The organism is Streptococcus sp. HMSC076C09, assembly GCF_001837905.1.
Lineage (GTDB): Bacteria > Bacillota > Bacilli > Lactobacillales > Streptococcaceae > Streptococcus > Streptococcus parasanguinis_I.
Genome location: NZ_KV834634.1, coordinates 22086 through 47240 on the forward strand (window position 1 = coordinate 22086; position 25155 = coordinate 47240).

The window sequence follows — 25155 nt, forward strand, 5'->3', positions numbered from 1 at the left end:
AGTTGAAAATTTATGAAAATATGAAAGAAAATGAAAATAAAAGTCTGATTTAAAGTGCTAAAAAGCGTAGTACAGGCCTGTTTTAAAATGAAAATAGTTTCATACTGTCAAAAGGTGTCAAAAAGTCCAAAAAAGTTTCAAAAAAATCCTGCAAAACGCTTGACATATTTTCAATACGTGGTACAATTAAAAACGTAGAAACGATTTAACCGTTTACATTACAAAAAATAAGGAGATTTTTGCAAAATGTCAAATACAGAAATTGCAAAGCAGGTCATCGATGCAATCGGTGGGGTTGAGAACGTTAGCAGTGTTGCTCACTGTGCGACTCGTCTTCGCGTGATGGTAAAAGATGAATCAAAAATCAACAAAGATGTTGTTGAGAACATTGAAAAAGTACAAGGTGCTTTCTTTAACTCAGGTCAATACCAAATCATCTTTGGTACTGGTACTGTAAACAAGATCTATGATGAAGTAGTAGCTCTTGGCTTACCAACATCATCAAAAGATGAAATGAAAGCAGAAGCCGCTAAACAAGGAAACTGGTTCCAACGCGCGATCCGTACCTTTGGAGACGTTTTTGTTCCAATTCTACCAGCAATTGTTGCGACTGGATTGTTTATGGGGATTCGTGGTGCCATTGCTCAAGACCAGGTTTTGGCTTTGTTTGGCACAACAGCAGATGCATTTAAATCTACTGATTTTTATACCTATTCAACAATTTTAACTGATACCGCGTTTGCCTTCTTCCCAGCCTTGATTTCATGGTCTGCATTCCGAGTATTCGGAGGAAATCCTGTTCTTGGGATTGTAATTGGTTTGATGATGGTTAGTCCGACACTTCCAAATGCGTGGGTTGTAGCGGAAGATCCTTCTAAAGCAGCAACATACTTTGGTATCTTCCATCATGTGGTTGGATTCCAGAACTCAGTTCTTCCCGCTTTCTTCGTTGGTCTAATTGGTGCGAAACTTGAAAAGTGGCTCCATAAGAAAATTCCAGATGTCTTAGATTTGTTATTGGTTCCATTATTCACATTGACAATCATGTCATTCCTCGCTTTGTTTATTATTGGTCCATTCTTCCACAGTATCGAAGAATATGTACTAAATGTAACTAAGTTTATTTTGAATTTACCATTTGGTCTTGCAGGTCTTCTTATTGGTGGCGTTCATCAGTTGATTGTCGTTACCGGCGTCCATCATATCTTTAATCTTCTTGAATCACAATTAATTACTGCAGATAAAAAAGATCCATTTAATGCAATTATTACAGCGGCTATGACTGCACAAGCTGGAGCTACTTTAGCAGTGGCAGTGAAATCTAAATCTCAAAAAGTGAAAGCTCTAGCATTTCCTGCAACTATCTCTGCCTTGTTAGGTATTACTGAGCCTGCAATCTTTGGTGTAAACTTGCGTTATGTGAAACCATTCGTTATTGCTTTGGGAGCAGGTGCAGTAGGTGGTTGGATTGCATCTATGTTAAATCTTGCTGGTACAGGATTTGGTATTACAATTATTCCAGGAACGCTTCTCTATCTAAACGGTCAATTATTGAAATATGTATTTATGGTTGTATTTACAACTGCCCTAAGTTTCGGTTTGACTTATATGTTTGGTTATGAAGATGAAGCTTCATCAGTTCCTGCAGAGGACAAAGAAGCAGAAGCTATTATTGAAGAAGAAACAACTGGAGCTCTTCCAGCATCTCTTCAAGACGAAACCATTATCTCTCCGATCGTTGGTCAAGCTGTTGCTTTGTCTGATGTGAATGATCCTGTCTTCTCAAGTGGAGCGATGGGACAAGGAATTGCCATCAAACCAACTGAAGGCGTTGTCTATGCACCAGCTGATGCTGAAGTAACCATTGCTTTTGCAACTGGTCACGCTTACGGTTTGAAGACCGCTAATGGTGCTGAAATCTTGATCCACGTTGGGATTGATACCGTATCAATGAACGGTGAAGGATTTGATCAAAAAGTAGCTCAAGGTGATAAAGTGAAAGCTGGTGATGTCCTTGGTACATTTGATGCAGCGAAAATTGCCGCAGCTGGTCTTGAAGACACAACTATGGTGATCGTCACTAACACAGCTGACTATGCTTCTGTCACACCTGTTGCAACTGGATCTGTTGCGAAGGGTGATGCGATCATCGAAGTCAAAGCTTAATCGAAACAATAAGTTTTCAAGGACTGGTCTATCATCTCCAGTCCTTGAATTTTATTTCTCAAAAAAAGTGTGTTTTTTCTTTAGAGAAGAGAAAAAGATTGACTACAAAATATGCTATAATAAATACAGGATATTTTTCATAATAAAAAAGGAGCCAACATGACAAAATTATATGGAAGTTTGGAAGCTGGCGGTACAAAATTTGTTTGTGCGGTTGGTGATGAAAACTATAATGTTGTGGAAAAAGTACAATTTCCAACAACCAAGCCAATTGAGACGATTGATAAGTGTATTGAATTTTTCTCAAAATTTGAGGATCTAGTTGGGCTTGCGATTGGTTCATTTGGACCAATTGATATCGATCCAAATTCAAACACTTATGGTTTCATCACAACGACTCCAAAACCAAATTGGGCCAATGTAGATATCGTTGGGGCCTTCCGTCGTGCCTTGAATGTACCTATCTATTTCACAACAGATGTGAATAGTTCTGCCTATGGAGAAGTGGTCGCACGCAACAATGCGGGTGGTCATATCGAAAACTTGGTTTACTATACAATCGGAACAGGAATCGGAGCTGGTGTCATCCAACGTGGTGAGTTTATCGGGGGAGCTGGGCACCCAGAAATGGGACACTACTATGTGGCCCAACACCCAATGGATGTGGAAAAAGAATTCAAGGGTGTTTGTCCTTTCCACAATGGCTGTTTGGAAGGTTTTGCGGCTGGTCCTAGTCTCGAAGCTCGTACGGGTATTCGTGGGGAAAACATTGAACTCAACAGCAATGTATGGGATATTCAAGCCTACTACATCGCACAAGCAGCAGTGAATGCGACAGTTACCTTCCGCCCAGACGTCATTGTCTTTGGAGGAGGAGTCATGGCTCAACAACATATGTTAGATCGTGTTCGCACGAAATTTACTGCCCTCTTGAACGGTTACCTCCCTGTACCTGATGTGAGAGATTATATTGTGACACCTGCAGTTGCCGGCAATGGTTCAGCGACCTTGGGGAACTTTGTCCTTGCAAAAGAAGTGAGCGAAAAGCTTAAAAAATAAGCAGCAATTGTCTCTTAGAGGTTAGAAACAAGAGCGAGGAGGCTGGGACAAAAGTCCTAGCCTCTCAATTATTTTTGGATTGTCGAGCAAGACGCAGTGGTTGAGTGGGCTCTACTACGCTGATTTCATCAGCTTTTACAGCCCTACTCAACTGTGCGGAGGTGGGACGACGAAATCGAATTCTAACGAATTACCGATTTCTGTCCCACTCTCTTCTTTCGTCTATCTATCAAGAAGTGAGGAAGGAATGAAAAAGAATATTGTAAAAGATGTCTTATTCTTGGGTCAAAAGTCAGAAGAAGCGACACCTGAGGATCGCACCTTGGCTTTGGATTTGCAGGACACCTTAAATGCTCATCTCCTTGAGTGTGTCGGTTTAGCAGCCAATATGATCGGGGTGAAAAAGCGAGCGATTATCATCCGAATGGGAAGTGAAAATTTGGTCCTGTTTAATCCGGTTCTCCTTGAAAAGAAAAAGCCTTACCAAACAGAGGAAGGATGCTTGTCCTTGGTGGGGAGTCGGCCGACCACTCGTTATGAGGAGATTTCAGTGGCCTATCGAGATATGAATTGGAAAGCAAAAACAATTCATTTGTCAGGCTTTCCGGCCCAGATCTGTCAGCATGAAATGGATCATCTAGAAGGCATTATTATCTAAAGATGAAGGATGGAGTCGATTCGGCTCCTTTTTTTAGTTCTTATGGAAACTTTTTTCTTGACAGGGATCTTTTTTGTGTTAAAATAGTTCTCATAGTAACTTTAAAGTTCTTAAGAGAACTATTTGGAGGAAATGATGGACAAACCTTTACTAGAATTTAAAAAAATCGGTCATCTCATTCACCTCATGGTAGAAAGAGAGGCCAAGAAGAGAGGGCTTGAATTTAGCGCAGGACCCCAAGGTCAGGTATTGGGCTTTTTATCTCATCGTGAAAAGGAGGGGAAAGTGACCTTGATTCGGGATGTTGAGCAGGAACTTCATATCTCAAAATCCGTGACGAGTAACCTGATCAAGCGCATGGAGAAAAATGGCTTTATTTATCTAGAGCCTAGTCCAACCGATAAACGGGCCAAGTATGTCTACCTAACAGACAGTGTAAAAGATAAATTGAATGACATGAAACAATTCTTTGAAGAAGTGGACCAGGATATGATGGCTGGTGTATCAGAAGAAGAATTGGTCATCTTTTTCAGGGTCATGCATCAATTTTATGAGAATATGAAAAAAAGGAGCGAGGAATGATCAATATATTTCGGCGGTTAACTGCCAAAGAATGGGGCATGATTGCCCTTAGTACGGTCTTTATCTGTCTGGCTGTTTGGATGGATTTAAAGACTCCTGAATACTTATCCGATATCACGACCCTCTTAGCCAAGGATGGGACCAAGGTTTCTGATATTATGGATCCGGGAAGCAAGATGTTGCTCTTCTCTTTTGGAAGCTTTTTGATGGCAGTTTTTGTGGGCTTTTTGGCTTCAAGAGTCGCTGCCAGCTTTACGACGCGACTTCGAGGAGAGATTTTCCATCAAGTGATGGATTACTCTGATGCCGAGATCAAGAAATTCTCCGTTCCCTCTCTCTTGACTCGTACAACCAATGATTTGACCCAGTTACAAATTATGATTGTCATGGGGATGCAAGTTGTGACGCGTGGTCCCATTATGGCGATTTGGGCTCTGACCAAGATTTGGGGGAAGAGCAGTGCCTGGACAACGTCTGTTGGGATTGCGGTCTTGATGGTCTTGATTCTTCTCTCTGTTCTGGTTCTTATTGCCTTTCCGCGCCAGCAAAAGGTTCAAGGTTTGACCGATGCTTTGAATGCGACGACACGGGAGAGTTTGACTGGGGTGCGAGTGGTTCGCGCCTACAATGCAGAAGCTTATCAAAATGAGAAATTCCAGGCTGAAAACAAGGGCTTAACCCGTCTAAATCTCTTTGTTTATCGTTTGATGTCTTTGATGAACCCTGTCATGACAGTGGTATCAAGTGGTTTGACCCTTGCTATCTACTGGATTGGGGCGCACTTGATCAATGATATCGCCATGCCAAAAGATCCTACAAAGATCTTCACCAGTCCTGCATTAGCGGATCGGACCAAGGTCTTCTCCGATATGATCACCTTCTCCTCTTACGCCATGCAGGTTGTCATTGGCTTTATGATGATGGTGGCCATCTTGATTATTCTGCCTCGTGCCTTAGTATCCGCAAAACGGATTAATCAGGTCTTGGCTCTAGAGCCGTCTGTTGATTTTCCATCTGAGTCCAAGACTGAGTCTGGAGAAAAAGGAAGTGTAGAATTCCAAGATGTTTCCTTCCGCTATGGACGGACTTCCCGTGCTGTGATTGAGCACGTGACCTTCTCAGCTCAGAAAGGACAAACCGTTGCCTTCATTGGATCAACTGGTTCTGGTAAATCCACTTTGGTCAATTTAATTCCACGTTTTTACGATGCGACAGAAGGAAAGATCTTAGTGGATGGGGTGAATGTCAAGGACTATAGCCACCAAGAATTGAACAATAAAGTCGGCTACATTCCCCAAAAAGCAGTGCTCTTTAGCGGCACGATTCGCTCCAATATGGAATTTGGAGAAAGTAGTCAAGGAAAATTAGAGGATGAAGCCATCTGGAAAGCCCTTGAATTGGCCCAAGCCAAAGAGTTTGTTGCCACAAAAGAGAAGGGCTTGGATACAGAAGTAGCGCAAGGAGGAAGCAACTTCTCTGGAGGACAACGTCAACGTTTGGCCATTGCGCGTGCCCTTGCACGTAAGCCTGAGATCCTCATCTTTGATGATTCCTTCTCAGCCCTTGATTACAAAACGGATCGGATCCTGCGACAAGCTCTGAAAGAAGAGCTGGCAGATACGACCAAATTGATCGTTGCCCAACGGATTTCGACCATTATGGATGCGGATTTGATTTTGGTCTTGGATCAAGGGAAGGTCGTCGGTCAAGGCACCCACAAGGAATTGCTTGCGACCAATGAAGTCTATCAAGAAATTGCCTATTCACAATTGTCTAAGGAGGAGTTGGAACATGCATAAGACAAAACAAAAAACATCCCTTTGGAGCCAACTTTCTCCCTATTTGAAGGGCTTCCACCTATTTTTCCTAATTGCTATCCTCTTTTCGATCGTATCGAGTGTAATCACGGTTATTGGACCGGATAAGTTAAAAGAAATTACAGATACCATTACAAAAGGGATGGGAGGCGCCATTGATATTGATAAGATCACTTCGATTGCCCTGACCTTAGCCATCCTTTATGGAGTTGGAGCACTGGTGTCCTACAGCAGTAGTTTCATTATCTCAACCATGATTCAGCGCTTTGCAGAACGCTTGCGCAATGCCATTGCTGAGAAGATCAATCGCGTGCCCCTCCAATATTTTGATAGCCATGAACAAGGAGATACCTTGTCTCGTGTGACCAATGACGTGGATTTGATGACCCAATCCTTTAACCAAAGCTTGGTTCAAATGGTCTCTTCTATTGTCTTATTGATTGGCTCCATCCTTATGATGTTTAAGACGGACTGGCACTTGGCGGTGACAGCGATTGTGTCCGTCTTTGCAGGTTTTGCTCTTTCCAGCATCATTATGGTCAAGAGCCAGCCTCTCTTTAAGCAACAACAGGACAACCTTGCCAAAGTTTCAGGTTATGTTGAAGAAATCTATAGTGGCCACAATATCGTCATTTCCTACAATGGCCGTCACCAAGCCAAAAATCATTTTGATACCATCAATCAAGATTTGTACCATAGCATGTGGAAATCCCAATTCTTCTCTGGGATCATGATGCCCTTGATGCAGTTTGTAGGGAATTTCGGATATGTCATGGTCTGTATCGTTGGGGCTGTCCTCACCATTAATGGGGACATTACCATCGGGACCATTGTGGCCTTTATGACCTATGTCCGCATCTTTACCCAACCAATTGGTCAAATGGCCCAAGGAATTACCCAATTGCAATCGGCCAGTGCTGCTTTGGGGCGTGTCTTTGAATTCTTAGACGAAGAAGAAATGGAAGACGAATCCCAAAAAATTCGCCAATTGGAATCGCCAAAAGGTCATGTTACCTTTGAGCATGTTCGTTTTGGTTATTCACCAGACAAGACCATTATCCATGACTTTACTGCTGAAGCGAAGCCTGGGCAAAAAGTAGCCATTGTTGGTCCAACAGGCGCAGGTAAGACCACCATGGTCAATCTCTTGATGCGTTTTTACGACATTCAAGCTGGTAAAATTACCATCGATGGTGTGGATACTAAGGCCATGAGTCGCGAAGAAGTTCATGATGCTTTTTCGATGGTCTTACAAGATACCTGGCTCTTTGAAGGGACCATTCGGGAAAACTTAGTCTTTAATCAAACCGATATTTCAGATGAAGCAGTCGAAGCGGCAACCCGAGCGGTTGGGGTCCATCACTTTATTCGGACCTTGCCGAATGGTTATGACACCGTGCTAGATGATTCTGTCACCTTGTCCGTCGGTCAAAAGCAACTCTTGACCATTGCGCGTGCCCTCTTGAAGGATGCCCCGCTCCTCATCTTGGATGAAGCAACCTCATCTGTCGATACCCGTACAGAAGAGTTGATTCAAAAAGCCATGGACAAACTCATGGAAGGCCGGACCTCCTTTGTCATCGCCCATCGCTTGTCCACTATCCGCAATGCGGATCTGATTCTCGTGATGAAAGATGGAAATATTATCGAGCAAGGAAACCACCAAGAACTCATGAGCCAAAATGGCTTCTATGCCGATCTCTACAATAGTCAATTCACAGAAGAAGTAGCATGAAATCAAGATACAAGGCTTGTGAAATGTAAAGTAAAAAAATAGGATAGAAGGCAATTCTATGTGCTTCTATCCTATTTTTTATGCTGGAAGAAGGGATGGGAAAGACGATTCTTAGGTACAGAAAAATGACAAAGCGTCAAAAATAGATCGCTTCTAATGTTAAAAAGAAGAAAGAGAGGATAAAAAAAAAAGCCTGGCTTGACAGGCTTTCTTAGGATCGCGTATACTAGTAGTACAAAAACGAGATGATAGACAGGAGTGCCAACATGAAGCCCAATCTTCAAGATTATCTGAAATTTTATCGTTGGCTAACCCTGCCTTTTACGAGAAAGCCACGTCGTGTGCAGGTTCTTCAAAGGATGAATCGAATCCTGACGTTCGCCATGCCAGGCATCTACGGCCTGGTCTTTTGTTGGCTGTTTTTAAAGAAAACTTCAATGGGAGAAATCTGGCCTTTTATCTGGATCCCTGCTTCGGGTTTTGTCTTGTTTAGCCTCTTTCGTCATTGGGTCAATGTTCCAAGACCTTATGAAAAATGGGAGATTCAACCCTTATTAGAAAAGAATTCATCTGGTCATTCCTTTCCTAGCCGACATGTATTTTCGGCGACCATTATCTCCATGTGTGTCTGTCAGTTGTCGCTTTCTCTAGGAATGTGCTCCATGCTCCTATCTCTTCTATTAGCCCTTGTCCGAGTTATTGGAGGGGTTCATTATCCCAAGGATGTTCTCGTCGCTTGGGGGCTGGGACTCGTTTGGGGAGGACTCTTTTTGCTGGTTTGAATGAACAAATTGCTGAAAATTGACCTTTGTCTAAGAGCGAGGGATAGTGTATACTGGAAAGTGGACTTAGAATAGGAGAGAAGATGAAGTACAGAAAAGCAGAAAAAGCAGATCTGGATCAGGTGGTTCGAGTAGCCAGTACAGCCTTTGAGGACTATCTATTTTTAAAAGTTATCAAGGATTTGGTTCGGGATCCCAAGCAATACCCAGCCTTTGTTGAGGCAATGATGCGCATCTTGGTGAAGGTTTTTCTTAAGCACCATATTTGCCTTGTGGCAGAAAAAAACGATGAAATTTATGCGGTAGCCTTGTTGCAAAAGGGACCGATTCCTTTTCGGGCCTATCTATTAAATGGGGGATTTGGTTTGCTCAAGTTTATTTCCTTGAAAAATATGTTGGCCTACTTTAAATTTATGGAGGACACGGATAAGGAATTGGAGCAAAATGTAGACTTTGATTGGTATTTGATGCTTCTCGCAGTCGCCCCTAAACACCAACGGCAGGGCTATGGCAGTCGCTTTATGACAGAAGGAATTGAGCCTTTCTTGGAAGAGATCCAAGGAAAAAAACTAGCCTTTTATACCAATACCAAAGGAAATGTCTATTTTTACACGAAAAATGGCTACAAGGAAGTCTATTCAAGTGAGATTAGCTTTAACCAAGTAGAGATGGGTAGTTGGTATTTCTTGAAAGAACTAAAAAAACACTAAGGTTACAACCTTAGTGTTTTTTCATTGTAGCTGTGAATCTGCTTGAATGCCGAATTTTTCAAAGAAAGCAGTTCGTTCTTCTATGATGGCATCGGTCGGATGTTTGATATTCCGTAAGAGCTCAACAAGGTCCGGTGTGACTTCACGGAGCAGTTGCCCTAAAGACCAGATAGCCGTTGCAATATGGATCTGATTTTGTGAAGTTTCGATGATGTTCAGGAGTTTAGGGATGGCCGAGCGGTCATTGGCATTGGCTAGTGCGATAATAGCATTGCGTTGGAGGATATTCTTGCCTCGCCAACTTCCAGCAACGTTCCCGAATTTTTCCTTAAATTGACCGTTGGACAGTTCAATAAAGGGAATCAACTCTGGATGAGCCAGATCAGGATCGATTTCTGTTGCCAAGGGATTATCTAGCCCTTTGTTATAAGGGCAACTAATCTGACAAATATCACATCCATAGATGACCGTTTTAATTTTCTTGCGAAATTCTAGGTCCATCATGCCCTTGTCTTGGGTTTGGAAGGACAAACAGCGTTTGGCATTCATAGAGCCATCCCCGATTAAACAGGAGGTTGGGCAAGCATCTAAACAACGTCGACAGTCTCCACAACCATAGTCGACTGGCTGATCTGGTTCGATTTCGAGGTTGGTAATCAATTCCCCCAGAAACATGTAAGAACCGTATTCTTTTGAAATGACCAAGCCATTTTTTCCGATAAAGCCAATCCCTGCTCGTTGGGCGACAGCCGTATCAACCAGTGCTCCAGTATCGACCATGCCCTTGTATTCAAAATCCTGCGTCATTTCTTCAATCCCAGCAGCTAAGCGGTTGAGCTTGTCTTGAAGAACATAATGGTAGTCTAATCCCCAACTGTTGGGCGTAAATTTTCCTCTTTTATAGGCTGTTTTTTGAGGTTGTTGCTTGAGTTTATGGGGGTAGGCGACAGCGATTGAGATGATGGTCTTTGCGGAGGAGAGACTTAATTTGGGGTGGATGCGCTCTTCAATATTCTTATGCTCGAATCCAGAATTCCGTCCTTCCTCAACGGCCAAGCGGAGCGATTTTTCCAAATAAGCGAAGTCATCAGCAGTTGTAAATCCAATTTTTGAAATCCCAATAGAATGCGCCAGTTGGATAATGTTTTCTTTTAGTGTCATCCCTTTCATTATACACAAAAATGAAGTTTCTGGCGAGAGAGGAAAGTGATGGAAAGGGCTTTCAAAAACTTTCTTTTTTTTGTATAATAGAAACATGAAATGCGAGGAGGATATTATGGGACAACCATTATTTTTACATTCAGTCATGCAGGAAAAAATTTGGGGAGGAACTCGTCTGAAAGAAGAATTTGGTTACGAAATTCCGAGCGACCATGTCGGTGAATTTTGGGCGATTTCAGCCCATCCACATGGAGTTTCTAAAGTAGCCAATGGTCCATACGAAGGAATGGGATTGGATCAGCTCTATCAAGAGCATCGGGAATTATTCGGTAATCGTAAAGAGCCTGTCTTTCCTTTATTAACAAAGATTTTGGATGCCAACGATTGGCTCAGTGTACAGGTGCACCCGGATGATACCTATGCAATGGAGCATGAAGGAGAACTTGGAAAAACTGAGTGTTGGTACGTGATTGCGGCTGATGAAGGATCTGAGATTATCTATGGACACAATGCCAAGTCAAAAGAAGAACTCCGTCAGCAAATTGAGGACAAGAACTGGGATGCCTTGCTGACAAAAGTTCCTGTTAAGGCTGGAGATTCCTTCTATGTGCCAAGCGGGACCATGCACGCTATTGGTTCTGGAATCTTGATTCTTGAAACTCAACAGTCGAGTGATACCACTTACCGGGTTTATGATTTTGACCGTAAGGATGCTCAAGGAAACTTGCGGGAACTTCACTTGGAAAAATCAATTGATGTGTTAAACATCGGTGAGCCTGCCAATAGCCATCCAGATACAGTTGTGATCGATGATCTTCGAATGACCACCTTGGTTGCAAGTTATTTCTTCACCGTTTATAAGTGGGAACTGACTGGAAAAGCTGATTTTGAAAAGACCGCTGATTACAGCTTATTGAGCGTCTTAGCCGGAGAAGGTAAATTGACGGTAGATGGAAAGGATTATCCTATTCAAAAAGGAAGCCACTTTATCTTGCCGAGCGATGTTGAATCCTGGACTTTGGAAGGGCAAGGTTTAGAATTGATCGTAAGTCATCCGTAAAAAAGAAGGGGTTTGAGTTAAAAGCTATGAAACAACTCAAGCCTTTTTATCTGAAAACTTTTTTTATGTTAAGCCTTGACTCTGACCTAAGGGGAGGGATTATACTATCCATGTAATACTCTTCGAAAATCAAATTCAAACCACGTCAGCATCGCCTTACCGTATATATGTTACTGACTTCGTCAGTTCTATCTACAACCTCAAAGCAGTGCTTTGAGCAACCTGCGGCTAGCTTCCTAGTTTGCTCTTTGATTTTCATTGAGTATAAGGAGGAAATCATGTACCATATCAAAGAAGCTGCAGAGCTGTCAGGTGTCTCTGTCAAGACCTTGCACCACTATGACAAGATAGGACTTCTCGTCCCTGTGAAATCTGAAAATGGCTATCGGACATACAGTCAAGAAGATTTAGAACGATTACAGGTGATTCTCTACTACAAGTATCTAGGATTTTCCTTAGACCAAATAGCAGAACTCTTAGCTGAAGAAAAATCTAACTTATTGCCCCATTTGACCAAACAGTTGGACTATTTGACTCAAGAAAGACAACGTCTGGATACCTTGATTTCTACCCTGCAAAAAACCATTCAAGAACAAAAAGGAGAAAGAAAAATGACCATTGAGGAAAAATTTACTGGATTTAGCTATCAAGATACTCAAAAATACCAGCAAGAGGCGGTAGATAAGTACGGTCAAGAAGTCATGGATCAAGCGCTTGAACGTCAAAAAGGTCGAGAAGAGGAGGCGACAAGAGCCTTTAATCAAGTCTTTCAAGCCTTGGCGAAAAACCTCCAAGCAGGTTTGCCAGTAACAGCATCGGAAAACCAAGAAGAAGCAGCCAAACTTTTAGACGCGATTCGAACGTATGGATTTGACTGCTCTATAGAGGTTTTTGGCCATATCGGCAAAGGCTATGTCTATAATCCAGAATTCAAGGAAAACATCGACAAGTTTGGAGCTGGCACAGCCCAGTACACTTCGGATGTCATTGCCTTTTATGTCGAAAATCAAGCAAAATAAAAAAGTGAGAGTGGGACAGAAATCGGTAATTCGTTAGAATTCGATTTCGTCGTCCCACCTCCGCATAGTTGAGTAGGGCTGTAAAAGCTGATGAAATCAGCGTAGTAGAGCCCACTCAACCACTGCGTCTTGCTCGACAATCCAAAGAAAATTGAGAGGCTAGGATTTTTGTCCCAGCCTCGTTTTTTTCTTGGATCAATTTGAAAAGAAGCGGACCGCTCTAAGAGAGGTTGGATGGATGAACACAATGAAAACTTTATGAAAATTTCACTATTTCGGTTGACAGTCTTGAAAAAAAGGAGTAGAATAACCCCTGTTTTATGAAAAGAGGCAGGGAATCCCCGGCCTCATGATCTTTTTTCAAGGAGTTTTTTATGTTTTCAACATTGAAAAAATGGTTTATTGGCCGTCCGTTGAAATCTGGTGCAGAAGGTGAAGGTGGATTGCTAGGGAAAATGCAGGCCTTGGCCATGCTCTCTAGTGACGCGCTTTCTTCTATCGCCTACGGTCCAGAGCAAGTTATCCTGGTCTTGATGACCGTTTCAGCGGGAGCCATTTGGTGGTCTATTCCGATTGGGATTGTGGTCCTGGTTCTCCTAGCCAGTTTAACGATTTCTTATCGCCAGGTCATTCATGCCTACCCTCAAGGGGGAGGGGCCTACATGGTGACTACGGAGAACTTGTCTCCCAAAGCGGGTTTGATCGCTGGTGGTAGTCTCTTAGTCGACTACATGCTGACGGTAGCAGTATCTGTTTCTTCCGGTGCAGATGCCATCACGTCAGCGATTCCATCTCTTCATCCTTATAATCTTCACATTTCCATTTTGTTGGTCTTGATTTTGATGCTGATGAACCTTCGGGGGCTACGCGAATCAGCGACATCGTTGATGATTCCGGTCTATCTGTTCATTGTCAGTACCATTGCCTTGATCGGCTATGGTGTGATCCAAATCTTGACGGGTCACTTGGCCTATAACGCAACTGCTCATGTGGGTCAAACCATTTCAGGGGTTAGTGTCATTCTCTTATTGCGGGCCTTTACGAGTGGATCGGCTTCACTAACAGGGGTTGAAGCCATCTCCAATTCGGTTCCTTTCTTTAAGAAACCAAAAGCAAAGAATGCAGCCTCTACCTTGACCATCATGGCTTTGATTTTGGGGATCATGTTTGCAGGGATTACCTTCCTCAATTACTGGGTGGGTGTCGTTCCGGCAAAAGGGGTAACAACTCTAGCCCAAATGGCCCAAGCCATCTTAGGGAATTCCCCAGTCGGACAAGCCTTCTTTTACGTCTTCCAATTATCAACAGCCTTGATCTTGGCAGTTGCGGCTAATACCGGTTTCTCAGCCTTTCCAATGTTGGCCTTTAACATGGCTAAAAATAAATACATGCCACACATGTATATGGAAAAAGGGGATCGTCTGGGCTATTCTAATGGGATTTTGACCTTGGCGATTGGTGCCATCGTTTTGCTCTTGATCTTTGATGGGCAAACAGAAAGCTTGATTCCGCTTTATACCATCGGGGTCTTCATTCCTTTTGCCCTTTCTCAAACAGGGATGGTGATCCACTGGAAACGCCAATATCAAAAAGGATTTCTTAAGTATTCGCTTGCCAATATCCTGGGGGCAGCCATCTGTTATGGGATTGTCTTGATCCTCTTATTATTCCGTTTGCGTGAGATCTGGCCCTTCTTCCCTATTATTGGTCTCTTGCTTTGGATGTTCTTGAGTATCCGTAATCACTATGATAAAGTTGCAGCCCAATTGCGCTTGGGAGGTGAGATTGAAAAGACAAGTTATGCGGGCAATACCGTGATTGTCCTTGTTGGGAATGTCACTCAGGTAAGTGTGGGAGCTATGAGTTATGCAAATAGCCTAGGAAACGATGTTATAGCTATGCATGTCTCAACGGAAGAAACCAAGGTTAAAGACGCTGAGGTAGCAGAAGAATTTAAGCGTTATTTCCCTCATATTCGCTTTGAAAATGTCATGACCAGTTACCGGGATATTATCCAGCCAACGGTTGAATTTGTCTCAAAAGTAGCTGAGGAGGCCAAGGAAAAAGGCAACACCGTTACAGTCTTAGTCCCTCAATTTATCCCTAAAAAACATTGGCAAAATATTCTCCACAACCAAATGAGTTTGAAATTGAAGTATGCACTTCGTTGGCATGAAGAAGTGGTTGTGGCAAGCTATTCTTACCATTTGTCTGAATAAACACCGTATATAGAAAAGATGTCTGCTTGAGCAGGCATCTTTTTGGATTTTCTTACACGAAAAAAACCACTTGAAAGTCTTGTAAGATACAGCCTTGATCTTGAAAAAATGTTTAAAAAATGCTAGAATAAAAAGAACATTTTAGATTTTGAAAAATTCAAAGTAAGGAAAAAAATGGCAAATTTATTAAAAACAATTATTGAAAATGATCGAGGCGAAATCAAACGCCTTGAAAAAATGGCTGACAAGGTCTTTTCTTATGAAGACCAAATGGCAGCTTTGACGGATGACGAATTAAAAGCGAAAACAGTTGAGTTTAAGCAACGCTACCAAGATGGTGAGTCTTTGGATGATCTCTTGTACGAGGCTTTTGCAGTTGTTCGTGAAGGGGCAAAACGGGTTCTTGGTTTGTTCCCATACAAGGTTCAGGTCATGGGGGGAATCGTCCTTCACCATGGTGACGTTCCAGAGATGCGTACAGGGGAAGGAAAAACCTTGACAGCAACCATGCCGGTATACTTGAATGCCTTGTCTGGCAAAGGGGTGCACGTTGTCACCGTCAATGAATACTTGACCGAGCGGGATGCAACAGAGATGGGAGAACTTTACTCATGGCTTGGCCTTTCAGTAGGGATCAACCTTGCAGCAAAATCTCCAGCTGAGAAAAAAGAAGCTTACCTCTGTGATATCACTTACTCAACCAACTCAGAGATTGGTTTTGACTACTTGCGTGACAACATGGTTGTGCGTGCAGAAAACATGGTTCAACGTCCATTGAACTATGCCTTGGTCGATGAGGTAGACTCCATCTTGATTGACGAAGCCCGTACTCCATTGATCGTTTCTGGTCAGACAGCTTCTGATACGAGCCAGCTCTACCACATGGCGGATGCTTATGTGAAGACCTTGACAGAGGACGATTACATTATTGATGTCCCATCTAAAACCATCGGTTTGTCTGATTCAGGAATCGATAAGGCAGAAAGCTACTTTAATCTTGAAAACTTGTACGATATTGAAAACGTAGCTTTGACTCACTTTATCGACAATGCCCTTCGTGCCAACTACATCATGATTTTGGATATCGACTATGTGGTCAGCGAAGATCAAGAAATCTTGATCGTCGACCAATTTACTGGTCGGACCATGGAAGGACGTCGCTATTCTGATGGACTTCACCAAGCGATTGAAGCCAAAGAAGGTGTTCCAGTTCAAGAAGAAACCAAAACATCTGCGTCGATTACTTACCAAAACCTCTTCCGTATGTACAAGAAGTTGTCAGGGATGACAGGGACAGGGAAAACCGAAGAAGAAGAATTCCGTGAAATTTATAACATTCGCGTGATTCCAATTCCAACCAACCGTCCGATTGCCCGTATTGATCATCCAGACCTTCTCTACCCAAGCTTGAAATCAAAATTCAAAGCTGTTGTGGAAGATGTCAAGTCTCGTCATGAAAAAGGTCAACCAGTCCTAGTAGGTACCGTTGCCGTTGAAACCAGTGATTACCTTTCTCAATTGTTGGTTCAAGCAGGTGTCCCTCACGAAGTTTTGAATGCGAAAAACCACTACAAAGAAGCGCAAATCATCATGAACGCTGGTCAACGTGGTGCTGTTACCATTGCGACCAACATGGCCGGACGTGGTACCGATATCAAACTTGGTGAAGGTGTTCGCGAACTCGGTGGACTTTGTGTCATCGGGACAGAACGTCACGAAAGCCGTCGGATCGATAACCAGCTTCGTGGACGTTCAGGACGTCAAGGGGATCCAGGTGAATCTCAATTCTACTTGTCTCTTGAAGATGAATTGATGCGTCGTTTCGGTTCTGAACGGATCAAAGCAGTGCTTGATCGCTTCAAGTTGAGCGAAGAAGAATCAGTGATCCGTTCAAATATGTTCACCCGTCAGGTAGAGGGTGCACAAAAACGGGTTGAAGGAAACAACTACGATACCCGTAAACAAGTCCTTCAATACGATGACGTGATGCGGGAACAACGGGAAATTATCTACGCTGAACGCTATGATGTCATCACAGCTAACCGTGACTTGGCGCCTGAAATCAAGGCCATGATCAAACGGACCATCAAACGGATTGTTGAAGGAGCCAGCCACTCAAGCAAGGAAGAACGCGTTGAAGCGATTCTGAACTTTGCCAAATACAATTTGGTTCCGGAAGATACGATTTCTGCAAGCGATATTGAAGGAAAATCTGACAAGGAAGTTATCGATTACTTGTATGCACGTGCAGAAGAAATCTATGCTAGCCAAGTAGCGAAATTGCGTGACGAAGAGTCTGTGCAAGAATTCCAAAAAGTCTTGATCCTTCGTGTGGTGGACAGCAAGTGGACGGACCATATCGATGCTTTGGATCAATTGCGAAATGCGGTTGGACTCCGTGGGTATGCGCAAAATAACCCAGTGGTAGAATACCAATCAGAAAGTTTCCGTATGTTTAACGATATGATCGGATCGATTGAATTTGATGTGACTCGTCTCATGATGAAAGCCCAAATTCACGAACAAGAACGTCCACGTACGGAACACAGTATTTCAACAACTGCGACTCGCAACATTGCAGCGCAACAACAAGATATTCCAGCAGATATTGACTTATCACAAGTGAAACGCAACGATTTGTGCCCTTGTGGTTCAGGCAAGAAATTCAAAAACTGTCACGGACGTAAATTTTAAGAGCTCCTCTGAAATAGAAAGAGGATGGGGCTAGGTAGCATAAGGAGGCCGTATGGTATTCATTACGAAGAGCAATAAGATTGATGAGCAAGAGATCGCTTCGCTTTACCGCTTGGAAGGTCCAGCCTTGGAGCGCAAAGAAGCGCGTGATCGAGAATTGGAAGCTATTATCAAAGGAGAAGACCAACGGATCCTTCTTGTGATCGGGCCTTGCTCTTCTGATAATGAAGAAGCTGTGATGGACTATGCCCGTCGTTTGGCAGACTTGCAAGAGCAAGTCAAAGATCAGATTTTCATTGTGATGCGGGTCTATACGGCTAAACCTCGGACCAATGGGGATGGCTATAAAGGCTTGATGCACCAACCAGATACACATGCAGCACCAAGCTTTGTGGACGGTTTGAAAGCAGTCCGACATCTCCACTACCGTGTGATTACAGAAACTGGTTTGACAACTGCGGATGAGTTGCTTTATCCAGCAAGTCTTCCGTATGTTGAAGATTTGATTTCTTATCATGCCATTGGAGCGCGATCAGTTGAAGACCAGGAGCATCGCTTTGTATCTAGTGGGATCTCTGCTCCGACAGGTATGAAGAATCCAACTTCTGGGAATCTTTCTGTTATGTTCAATGCGATTTATGCAGCCCAACATCCCCAAAACTTTTTGTTCAATGCCCAAGCAGTGGAAACATCAGGAAATCCTTTAGCTCATGCGATCCTTCGTGGGGGCTTGGATGCAAGTGGTAAGAATATTCCAAACTACCATTATGAAGATTTGCTAGCGGCAGCAAAACGCTATAGCGAAATGGGCTTGCAACATCCCTTCATCCTGGTGGATACCAACCATGACAACTCTGGCAAACAATTCGAAGAGCAAGTACGCATCGTGAGAGAAACCATGATGAACCGTGCTTGGAACAAGGATTTGGCAACTTTAGTTCGTGGTTTCATGATTGAATCCTATCTAGAAGATGGCCGTCAAAATGAACCAGTGGTTTATGGTCAATCCATCACAGACCCTTGCCTGGGTTGGGAAAAAACACAGGCCTTGGTCAAAGAAATTGCAACGATGAATAAGTAAAAGGCAGGGGCGGAAGGAGTGATTCTTTAGCCCCTTCTCTTTTGTCAGTAAAACGATACTGAAACGATAAATAAGGATAAAACAAGATGATCAAAGGACATGGCATCGATATCGAATCGATCGCTGCGATTGAAAAAGCCTATCAGAAGAATACTCGATTCGCTGAAAAAGTCTTAACCGAGGCTGAGCGAGAGCGCTTTGAGGAATTGTCTGGAAAACGGAAAATGGAATATTTAACGGGCCGATGGTCCGCCAAAGAAGCCTTTTCAAAGGCAATGGGAACAGGGATTGGACCGGTTGGTTTTCAAGATTTAGAAATTTTAAATGATGCCCACGGAGCACCCTATTTTTCTAAGTCTCCTTTTTCTGGGAAGGTATGGATTTCGATCAGTCACAAGGGAGACCTAGTGTCGACCAGTGTCATTTTGGAGGAAGAAAATGAAAGCAAGTAAACATAGACCAACTGTTGCTAGAGTCGATTTGGATGCCATTGCCTTTAATGTGCAACAAGTCAGTGAGCATATTCCGAGTCAAGCCTTGAAATATGCAGTCGTCAAGGCCAACGCCTATGGTCATGGGGTCGTTGCGGTGACCAAAAAATTGGCGCCTCAGGTTGATGGCTTTTGTGTATCCAATATGGATGAAGCCCTCGAAATCCGTGAAGAAGGCTTGCAACACCCTATTTTGATTTTAGGAGTTGTGCCAAGTGAAACAGTGAATCTAGCCAAAGAGCATGACATCCGCTTAACAGTGGCGAGTCTTGCTTGGTTGGATCAATTGCTTGGACAAGAAGCAGATCTTTCAGGATTGAAGGTCCATATCAAGGTGGATTCTGGAATGGGGCGGATTGGATTCCGAAGGATCGAAGAGATCAAAGAGGCTGAACGTCTCCTCTTAGCAGCTGGAGCTGAAATTGAAGGGATTTTTACTCATTTTGCGACAGCAGATGAAGCAGATGATCGAAAATTCCAAGCGCAATACCAGTTTTTCAAAGAAGTATTGGCTGCTCTTGAAACCCTTCCTCCCATTGTCCATGCTAGTAATTCGGCTACCTCTTTGTGGCATGCGGATACGATTTTCACGGCTGTGCGCTTGGGAGATGTCATGTATGGCTTGAATCCGAGCGGTTCTGTCCTAGATTTGCCTTATGAAATAAAACCAGCCTTGACTTTGATGACGGAATTAGTCCATGTCAAACAGTTAGAAGCTGGTCAAGATATCGGATATGGGGCAACCTACACAACAGAAGAAACCCAATGGATTGGAACGCTTCCTATAGGTTATGCGGATGGTTGGATCAGAGAGATGCAAAATTTCCATGTACTGATCAAGGGTGAGTTTTGCCCCATTGTTGGCCGGGTTTCGATGGACCAGGTGACGATTCGCCTTCCCGAAGAAATGCCTTTGGGGACTAGAGTTACCCTGATTGGACGAGATGGTGAGAAGGAAATCACCGCGACAGAAGTTGCGGACTACCGTGGCACGATTAATTACGAAGTAGTCTGTATCTTAAGTGACCGGATTCCGCGTGAATACACAGGTCAGCAATAAGAAAAAGCAGGTGGGACTTTCCCGGTAGGGCCTGCTTTTTTATAAATGAAAGGAGGAGCGATGAATTTACACCAACCCTTATCCGTACTGCCTGGAGTCGGCCCAAAATCAGCGGAAAAATTTAAAAAATTAGGGATTGAAACCTTAGAAGATCTACTCTTGTATTTTCCATTTCGGTATGAAGACTTCAAAACCCGCAATGTTTTAGATTTAGAAGATGGGGAAAAAGCAGTCATCTCTGGGGTGGTAGCAACACCAGCCAATGTCCAATATTATGGCTACAAACGAAATCGCTTGCGTTTTTCCATCAAACAGGGAGACCAGGTCATTGCGGTTAATTTTTTCAACCAACCCTATCTAGCAGACAAAATTGAGGTTCAGCAGACAGTGGCGATTTTTGGGAAATGGGACAAGGCTAAAGGCAGTTTGACAGGGATGAAACTCCTGGCTCAAGTGGAAGATGATTTGCAACCGGTCTATCGAGTGACGCAAGGAGTCAGCCAAAACAGCCTGGTGAAATTGATCAAAATAGCGTTTGACCAGGGGTTGGACCAGCTTTTAGAAGAGAATGTACCCCAAGTCTTGCGGGATCGTTATCAACTTATGTCTCGTTCCCAAGCAGTGCAAGCTATGCATTTTCCTAAGGATCTGGCAGAGTACAAGCAAGCCCTTCGCCGGGTAAAATTTGAAGAGCTCCTCTTTTTCCAGCTGCAACTCCAAGTGCTAAAAGAAGAAAATCACGATGCCAGCCAAGGGATTTCCTTGGCCTGGAATCCAGAAAAATTAGCAGAACGAAAAAAACAGCTTCCTTTTGAGCTAACGCAAGCTCAAGAAAACAGCCTGAATGAAATCTTGACAGATATGGCCTCTCCTTATCATATGAACCGCCTCTTACAAGGGGATGTGGGAAGCGGGAAGACAGTCGTGGCCGGTCTTGCTATGTATGCAGCCTTAAGCGCTGGGAAGCAAGCTACCTTGATGGTTCCAACGGAGATTTTGGCAGAGCAACACAAGGAAAGCTTGCAAAATCTTTTTCTAGATTTGCCAATTGCCCTTCTAACAGGAGGATTAAAGGCGGCTGAGAAACGAGAAGTCTTAGAAGAGATCTCCTCAGGAAAAGTTCAACTGATTGTGGGGACGCATGCCTTGATTCAAGAGGGAGTTCACTACCAAGATCTTGGTTTGGTCATTATTGATGAACAACACCGTTTTGGGGTTTCCCAACGTCGTATTCTTCGAGAAAAAGGACAAAATCCAGACGTCCTGATGATGACGGCTACCCCTATTCCCCGGACCTTGGCTATTACAGCCTTTGGAGATATGGATGTGTCCATCATTGATCAGATGCCTGCGGGACGCAAGGAAATCATCACACGTTGGGTCAAGCATGAGCAGTTAGAAGTGGTCCTCGACTGGTTAGTCAAAGAACTTGGCAAGGGTTCTCAAGCCTACTTTATTTCTCCATTGATTGAGGAGTCAGAGGCGCTAGATTTGAAAAACGCCCTTGCCCTCAAAGAAGAGCTAGAAACCTTCTTTGGACAGCGAGCACGCGTTTCTCTTCTTCACGGGAAGATGAAAAGTGAAGAAAAAGATGCCATCATGCAGTCCTTTAAAGAGCACCAAGTCGATGTTTTGGTGTCTACGACCGTTATTGAAGTAGGAGTCAACGTGCCCAATGCGACCGTTATGGTCATTATGGATGCAGATCGGTTTGGTCTTAGCCAACTTCACCAGCTTCGAGGCCGGGTTGGGCGGGGAAATAAGCAATCCTATGCTATTCTAGTAGCCAATCCTAAGACAGATAGTGGCAAGCAGCGCATGAAAATCATGACAGAGACGACCAATGGCTTTGTGCTAGCGGAAGAAGATTTGAAAATGCGGGGTTCAGGTGAAATCTTTGGAACTCGTCAATCTGGGATTCCAGAATTTCAAGTGGCGGATTTGGTAGAAGATTATCCCATTCTGGAAGAAGCAAGGAAAGTTGCCAGCCAGATCGTAGCCACGCCAGATTGGCGCGAACACCCCGATTGGCATCTGCTCTCGCTTTACTTAGAAAAGAAAGAACATTTAGACTAGAGTATAAAAAGGGAGTAGAGTGGAAATTCTTTGGATTCCACTCTACTCCCTTTAAGATGGCATTTTACGGGCTTTGTATCTTATTAACTGAACACGGGCTGCGGATTGTGTCAAAAAGATGAATCCTCCTAGAATCTAATGATTCTGCGTCGAATTCCCTATTTTGACTGTATCCGCTACGCCCTTTGTATCTTATACTACCCTTCGATATAGTCTTTGAGTTCTTGTCCTTTTAGGCCGGCATTGAGGGCGATGAGGAGTTTGATGCGCGCTTTGGGTGCATTTAATTCTTTGATGAAAAAGACACCTGCTTGATGGAGTTGGACGCCTCCTCCTTCATATGCGTAGACGGGTTCAGCGATTCCATTGAAGCAACGGGATACTAAAGCGATTGGAAGGCCTGCATCCATGAATTCTTGGAGTTTATGTGCCGTTTCTTTAGGGATGTTTCCTGCTCCAAAGGCTTCGATAATGAGACCATCCAGCTTTGAAAGATCCAGCATGTCCAGTAGATCGGTTTTCATCCCTGCATAGGTAGCAATGATCGGAACGAACCCATCGATGGTATTGAGATCAAAGCGCACCCTTGGCTCGGCTGTTTTAAAGAAGAGGATTTCCTTTTTCATGACCAAACCTAGAGGACCGTGGGTTGGTGTCTGGAAGGTGCTGACATTGGTGGTATGGGTTTTGGTGACGTACTTAGCCGCATGAATTTCATCGTTCATGACGACTAAGACCCCTTTATCACGTGCTTTTGGATCGGCAGCCACTCGAAGGGCTGTCAGAAAATTATAGACGCCATCGCTTCCTAGCTCATTGGAGCTTCGCATAGCTCCTGTAATGACCACAGCGATCTCTGGTAACTCCATGGTATCCAAGAAATAAGCCGTTTCTTCCAGCGTATCTGTCCCGTGGGTAATAACGATGCCGTCGTAGTTGTGAGCTTCCTCTTTGATTTTTTGATATAGAGCTAACATGTGACGGGGTGTCATTTGAGGGCTGGGAAGGTTGAAGAAGTCCTCTGAGGTGACTGCAATCCCTTCAATTGGTGAAGTAACTTGGGTCATGGGATTGACTTCATTGGTAATCACTGCCCCAGAGTCATCTGCCGCCATCGAAATGGTCCCTCCGGTATGTAGTGCTAAAATTTTCTTAAACATGTGAAGCTCCTTGGAATATGTGATATAATTTATTTTATCATAAAAAGAAAGAAACAGTAGACATGGAAATAAAAGCAGTCTTTTTTGATATCGATGGAACCTTGGTCAATGATAGTCGAGCGGTCCTAAAATCAACAGAAAAAGCCATTCAGTCTTTAAAGGAAGAAGGGATCTATGTAGGTCTTGCGACAGGTCGGGGACCGGCCTTTGTCAAACCGTTTATGGAACGCTATGGTTTTGATTTTGCAGTGACCTATAATGGTCAGTATATTTTGACCAAGGACCGCGTGCTGTTTACTAGCCCAATCGATAAAAAGAGTCTGCACCAACTAATTGACTATGCTCGAGAACACCGTAAGGAAATTGCTCTCGGTACCAAGGATGGGGTATTTGGTTCTCGGATCATGAGTTTTGGGATGAGTCCTATTTCAACCTGGTCCAGTCGCTTTGTGCCCCGTAAAATGGCCCGTACAGTCAGTCGAGGATTTAACAAAGTGGTCAGCAAGGTCGTCCCACAAGATCAGGTCACCCTCTATGCACTAGCGCAAGAACCGATCTACCAAGTGTTGATCTTATCGAGTCCAGAAGAGACTGCAAAAATTGAAAAAGAGTTTCCAGATCTGAAATTCACACGGTCTAGTCCTTTTGCAGCAGATGTCCTAAACCCAGGGATTTCCAAGCTAGAAGGGATCCGCATCGTTGGTCAGGAATTTGGCTTTGACATCGATGAAGTGATGGCTTTTGGAGATTCTGATAATGACTTAGAGATGCTGTCAGGTGTTGGCTTGTCTATTGCGATGGGAAATGGGACGACCAGTGTCAAGGCAATTGCCAAGCATACCACGACTAGTAATGGCAAGGATGGCATTCAAAAGGCCCTGCAACACTTTGGTATTCTTTCAGAGAAAGAGCTCTTTCTTTCTAAGGATGATCACTTCAATAAGGTCAAAACCTTCCATGGTGTGATGGATGGGGAAACCCAGGAGAAACCAGTTGTTTGGCAGCCTCAAGACGCCCTTTATCGAACCATGTTCAAGCAAGAGGAGTTGGTAGAATTTGTCCGAGCAGCTAGCACAAGTGAGGAAGAATTTGACCGCTCGGTCGCAGCTCTTCACGAAGCCTTGGATAAGGCTGCAGATAAGGTTCGGAGCAAGCATCCAGCTGAGATCTCCATGGTAGGGCAGGTTGATGCCTTAATTGATACCCTCTATCTGACTTATGGTAGCTTTGTACTAATGGGGGTCGATCCTGAAGAGGTCTTTGAGATTGTTCACCGGGCCAATATGGGCAAGATTTTCCCAGATGGAAAGGCGCACTTTGATCCAGTAACCCACAAAATTCTGAAGCCAGATGATTGGGAAGAAAAATACGCCCCAGAACCAGCCATCAAAAAAGAACTCGATCGCCAGCTCAAGGCCTACGAAAAACATGCAAAACAAAAAGAAGCAAAAAAAGACAACTAAAAAAGTTTGGAACCTTTGTTCCAAACTTTTTTTAGAATGTAGACAAACTATTTTTTACTAAGATAAGTAAAGTGTTCCACAAAGAAGTCGAAATATGTTCTTATTTTTAAAATTTATAAAAAATATTGAAAAACTTTCCGCCGTGAGAAAAGTGCTAGAAAC

Annotated in this window: 19 protein-coding genes; 17 read left to right on the forward strand and 2 right to left on the reverse strand. The window is 43.5% G+C overall.

The annotated features are described in order from the left end of the window. Window positions 1-246 precede the first annotated feature (246 nt). From HMPREF2704_RS03170 to HMPREF2704_RS03205, 8 genes are all read left to right on the forward strand, one after another. Complete coding sequence (locus HMPREF2704_RS03170) at window positions 247-2166, forward strand: sucrose-specific PTS transporter subunit IIBC (RefSeq protein WP_003008594.1); 1920 nt, start codon at window positions 247-249, stop codon at window positions 2164-2166. A gap of 159 nt (window positions 2167-2325) precedes the next feature. Beyond that, entirely contained in the window at window positions 2326-3225 is a 900-nt protein-coding gene (gene scrK, locus HMPREF2704_RS03175; protein ID WP_003016958.1) for a fructokinase ScrK, read from the forward strand. Window positions 3226-3472: 247 nt separating this feature from the next. Continuing rightward, window positions 3473-3883: a peptide deformylase gene (locus HMPREF2704_RS03180; protein ID WP_024054812.1), complete on the forward strand. Its 411-nt coding sequence runs from the start codon at window positions 3473-3475 to the stop codon at window positions 3881-3883. A 135-nt stretch (window positions 3884-4018) separates the two neighbouring features. Further along, on the forward strand, window positions 4019-4465 hold the full coding sequence (locus tag HMPREF2704_RS03185) for a MarR family winged helix-turn-helix transcriptional regulator (protein WP_070845648.1): 447 nt from the start codon (window positions 4019-4021) through the stop codon (window positions 4463-4465). Continuing rightward, window positions 4462-6264, forward strand: coding sequence for an ABC transporter ATP-binding protein (locus HMPREF2704_RS03190; RefSeq protein WP_024054811.1), 1803 nt, complete (start codon window positions 4462-4464; stop codon window positions 6262-6264). The genes HMPREF2704_RS03185 and HMPREF2704_RS03190 overlap by 4 nt, the downstream gene beginning before the upstream one ends. Next, a complete protein-coding gene (locus HMPREF2704_RS03195) occupies window positions 6257-8017 on the forward strand; it encodes an ABC transporter ATP-binding protein (protein WP_024054810.1) in 1761 nt (586 codons plus the stop codon). The genes HMPREF2704_RS03190 and HMPREF2704_RS03195 overlap by 8 nt, the downstream gene beginning before the upstream one ends. Window positions 8018-8283: 266 nt before the next feature. Then, entirely contained in the window at window positions 8284-8799 is a 516-nt protein-coding gene (locus tag HMPREF2704_RS03200) for a phosphatase PAP2 family protein (protein ID WP_024054809.1), read from the forward strand. Window positions 8800-8882: 83 nt separating this feature from the next. Continuing rightward, a complete protein-coding gene (locus tag HMPREF2704_RS03205; protein ID WP_024054808.1) occupies window positions 8883-9509 on the forward strand; it encodes a GNAT family N-acetyltransferase in 627 nt (208 codons plus the stop codon). A 21-nt stretch (window positions 9510-9530) separates the two neighbouring features. Here the strand turns inward: HMPREF2704_RS03205 and queG are convergent, their stop codons facing one another. Then, complete coding sequence (gene queG / locus HMPREF2704_RS03210) at window positions 9531-10670, reverse strand: tRNA epoxyqueuosine(34) reductase QueG (protein WP_070845650.1); 1140 nt, start codon at window positions 10668-10670, stop codon at window positions 9531-9533. A gap of 115 nt (window positions 10671-10785) precedes the next feature. Between queG and manA the strand changes: the two genes are divergently transcribed. The 8 genes from manA to recG all read left to right on the forward strand — a co-directional run bounded on the left by manA (window position 10786) and on the right by recG (window position 22370). Next, window positions 10786-11730, forward strand: coding sequence for a mannose-6-phosphate isomerase, class I (gene manA, locus HMPREF2704_RS03215; RefSeq protein WP_070845653.1), 945 nt, complete (start codon window positions 10786-10788; stop codon window positions 11728-11730). A 278-nt stretch (window positions 11731-12008) separates the two neighbouring features. Then, window positions 12009-12749, forward strand: a complete 741-nt coding sequence (locus HMPREF2704_RS03220) for a MerR family transcriptional regulator (RefSeq protein WP_049490815.1) — start codon at window positions 12009-12011, stop codon at window positions 12747-12749. A gap of 374 nt (window positions 12750-13123) precedes the next feature. Continuing rightward, window positions 13124-14968 carry an APC family permease gene (locus tag HMPREF2704_RS03225; protein ID WP_070845655.1) on the forward strand — a complete coding sequence of 615 codons (1845 nt, stop codon included), beginning with the start codon at window positions 13124-13126 and terminating at the stop codon, window positions 14966-14968. Between the two features lie 174 nt (window positions 14969-15142). Beyond that, window positions 15143-17662, forward strand: a complete 2520-nt coding sequence (secA, locus tag HMPREF2704_RS03230) for a preprotein translocase subunit SecA (RefSeq protein WP_049474057.1) — start codon at window positions 15143-15145, stop codon at window positions 17660-17662. 52 nt (window positions 17663-17714) lie between these two features. Next, window positions 17715-18743, forward strand: a complete 1029-nt coding sequence (locus tag HMPREF2704_RS03235) for a 3-deoxy-7-phosphoheptulonate synthase (RefSeq protein WP_049522854.1) — start codon at window positions 17715-17717, stop codon at window positions 18741-18743. Window positions 18744-18829: 86 nt separating this feature from the next. After that, entirely contained in the window at window positions 18830-19195 is a 366-nt protein-coding gene (gene acpS / locus HMPREF2704_RS03240) for a holo-ACP synthase (RefSeq protein ID WP_003005615.1), read from the forward strand. Continuing rightward, a complete protein-coding gene (gene alr, locus HMPREF2704_RS03245; protein ID WP_049522855.1) occupies window positions 19182-20294 on the forward strand; it encodes an alanine racemase in 1113 nt (370 codons plus the stop codon). The genes acpS and alr overlap by 14 nt, the downstream gene beginning before the upstream one ends. A 60-nt stretch (window positions 20295-20354) precedes the next feature. Continuing rightward, window positions 20355-22370, forward strand: coding sequence for an ATP-dependent DNA helicase RecG (gene recG, locus HMPREF2704_RS03250; RefSeq protein ID WP_070845657.1), 2016 nt, complete (start codon window positions 20355-20357; stop codon window positions 22368-22370). Between the two features lie 197 nt (window positions 22371-22567). Here the strand turns inward: recG and HMPREF2704_RS03255 are convergent, their stop codons facing one another. Further along, window positions 22568-23530: an asparaginase gene (locus HMPREF2704_RS03255; RefSeq protein WP_003008546.1), complete on the reverse strand. Its 963-nt coding sequence runs from the start codon at window positions 23528-23530 to the stop codon at window positions 22568-22570. Window positions 23531-23592: 62 nt separating this feature from the next. Between HMPREF2704_RS03255 and HMPREF2704_RS03260 the strand changes: the two genes are divergently transcribed. Beyond that, window positions 23593-24993 (forward strand): Cof-type HAD-IIB family hydrolase, encoded by a 1401-nt coding sequence (locus HMPREF2704_RS03260; protein WP_049522857.1) that lies wholly within the window; start codon window positions 23593-23595, stop codon window positions 24991-24993. Window positions 24994-25155 lie beyond the last annotated feature (162 nt).

Coding starts and splice junctions, on each gene's coding strand:
- HMPREF2704_RS03170 (WP_003008594.1), top strand. CDS start 247: ATGTCAAATACAGAAATTGCAAAGCAGGTCATCGATGCAATCGGTGGG.
- scrK (WP_003016958.1), top strand. CDS start 2,326: ATGACAAAATTATATGGAAGTTTGGAAGCTGGCGGTACAAAATTTGTT.
- HMPREF2704_RS03180 (WP_024054812.1), top strand. CDS start 3,473: ATGAAAAAGAATATTGTAAAAGATGTCTTATTCTTGGGTCAAAAGTCA.
- HMPREF2704_RS03185 (WP_070845648.1), top strand. CDS start 4,019: ATGGACAAACCTTTACTAGAATTTAAAAAAATCGGTCATCTCATTCAC.
- HMPREF2704_RS03190 (WP_024054811.1), top strand. CDS start 4,462: ATGATCAATATATTTCGGCGGTTAACTGCCAAAGAATGGGGCATGATT.
- HMPREF2704_RS03195 (WP_024054810.1), top strand. CDS start 6,257: ATGCATAAGACAAAACAAAAAACATCCCTTTGGAGCCAACTTTCTCCC.
- HMPREF2704_RS03200 (WP_024054809.1), top strand. CDS start 8,284: ATGAAGCCCAATCTTCAAGATTATCTGAAATTTTATCGTTGGCTAACC.
- HMPREF2704_RS03205 (WP_024054808.1), top strand. CDS start 8,883: ATGAAGTACAGAAAAGCAGAAAAAGCAGATCTGGATCAGGTGGTTCGA.
- queG (WP_070845650.1), bottom strand. CDS start 10,670: ATGACACTAAAAGAAAACATTATCCAACTGGCGCATTCTATTGGGATT.
- manA (WP_070845653.1), top strand. CDS start 10,786: ATGGGACAACCATTATTTTTACATTCAGTCATGCAGGAAAAAATTTGG.
- HMPREF2704_RS03220 (WP_049490815.1), top strand. CDS start 12,009: ATGTACCATATCAAAGAAGCTGCAGAGCTGTCAGGTGTCTCTGTCAAG.
- HMPREF2704_RS03225 (WP_070845655.1), top strand. CDS start 13,124: ATGTTTTCAACATTGAAAAAATGGTTTATTGGCCGTCCGTTGAAATCT.
- secA (WP_049474057.1), top strand. CDS start 15,143: ATGGCAAATTTATTAAAAACAATTATTGAAAATGATCGAGGCGAAATC.
- HMPREF2704_RS03235 (WP_049522854.1), top strand. CDS start 17,715: ATGGTATTCATTACGAAGAGCAATAAGATTGATGAGCAAGAGATCGCT.
- acpS (WP_003005615.1), top strand. CDS start 18,830: ATGATCAAAGGACATGGCATCGATATCGAATCGATCGCTGCGATTGAA.
- alr (WP_049522855.1), top strand. CDS start 19,182: ATGAAAGCAAGTAAACATAGACCAACTGTTGCTAGAGTCGATTTGGAT.
- recG (WP_070845657.1), top strand. CDS start 20,355: ATGAATTTACACCAACCCTTATCCGTACTGCCTGGAGTCGGCCCAAAA.
- HMPREF2704_RS03255 (WP_003008546.1), bottom strand. CDS start 23,530: ATGTTTAAGAAAATTTTAGCACTACATACCGGAGGGACCATTTCGATG.
- HMPREF2704_RS03260 (WP_049522857.1), top strand. CDS start 23,593: ATGGAAATAAAAGCAGTCTTTTTTGATATCGATGGAACCTTGGTCAAT.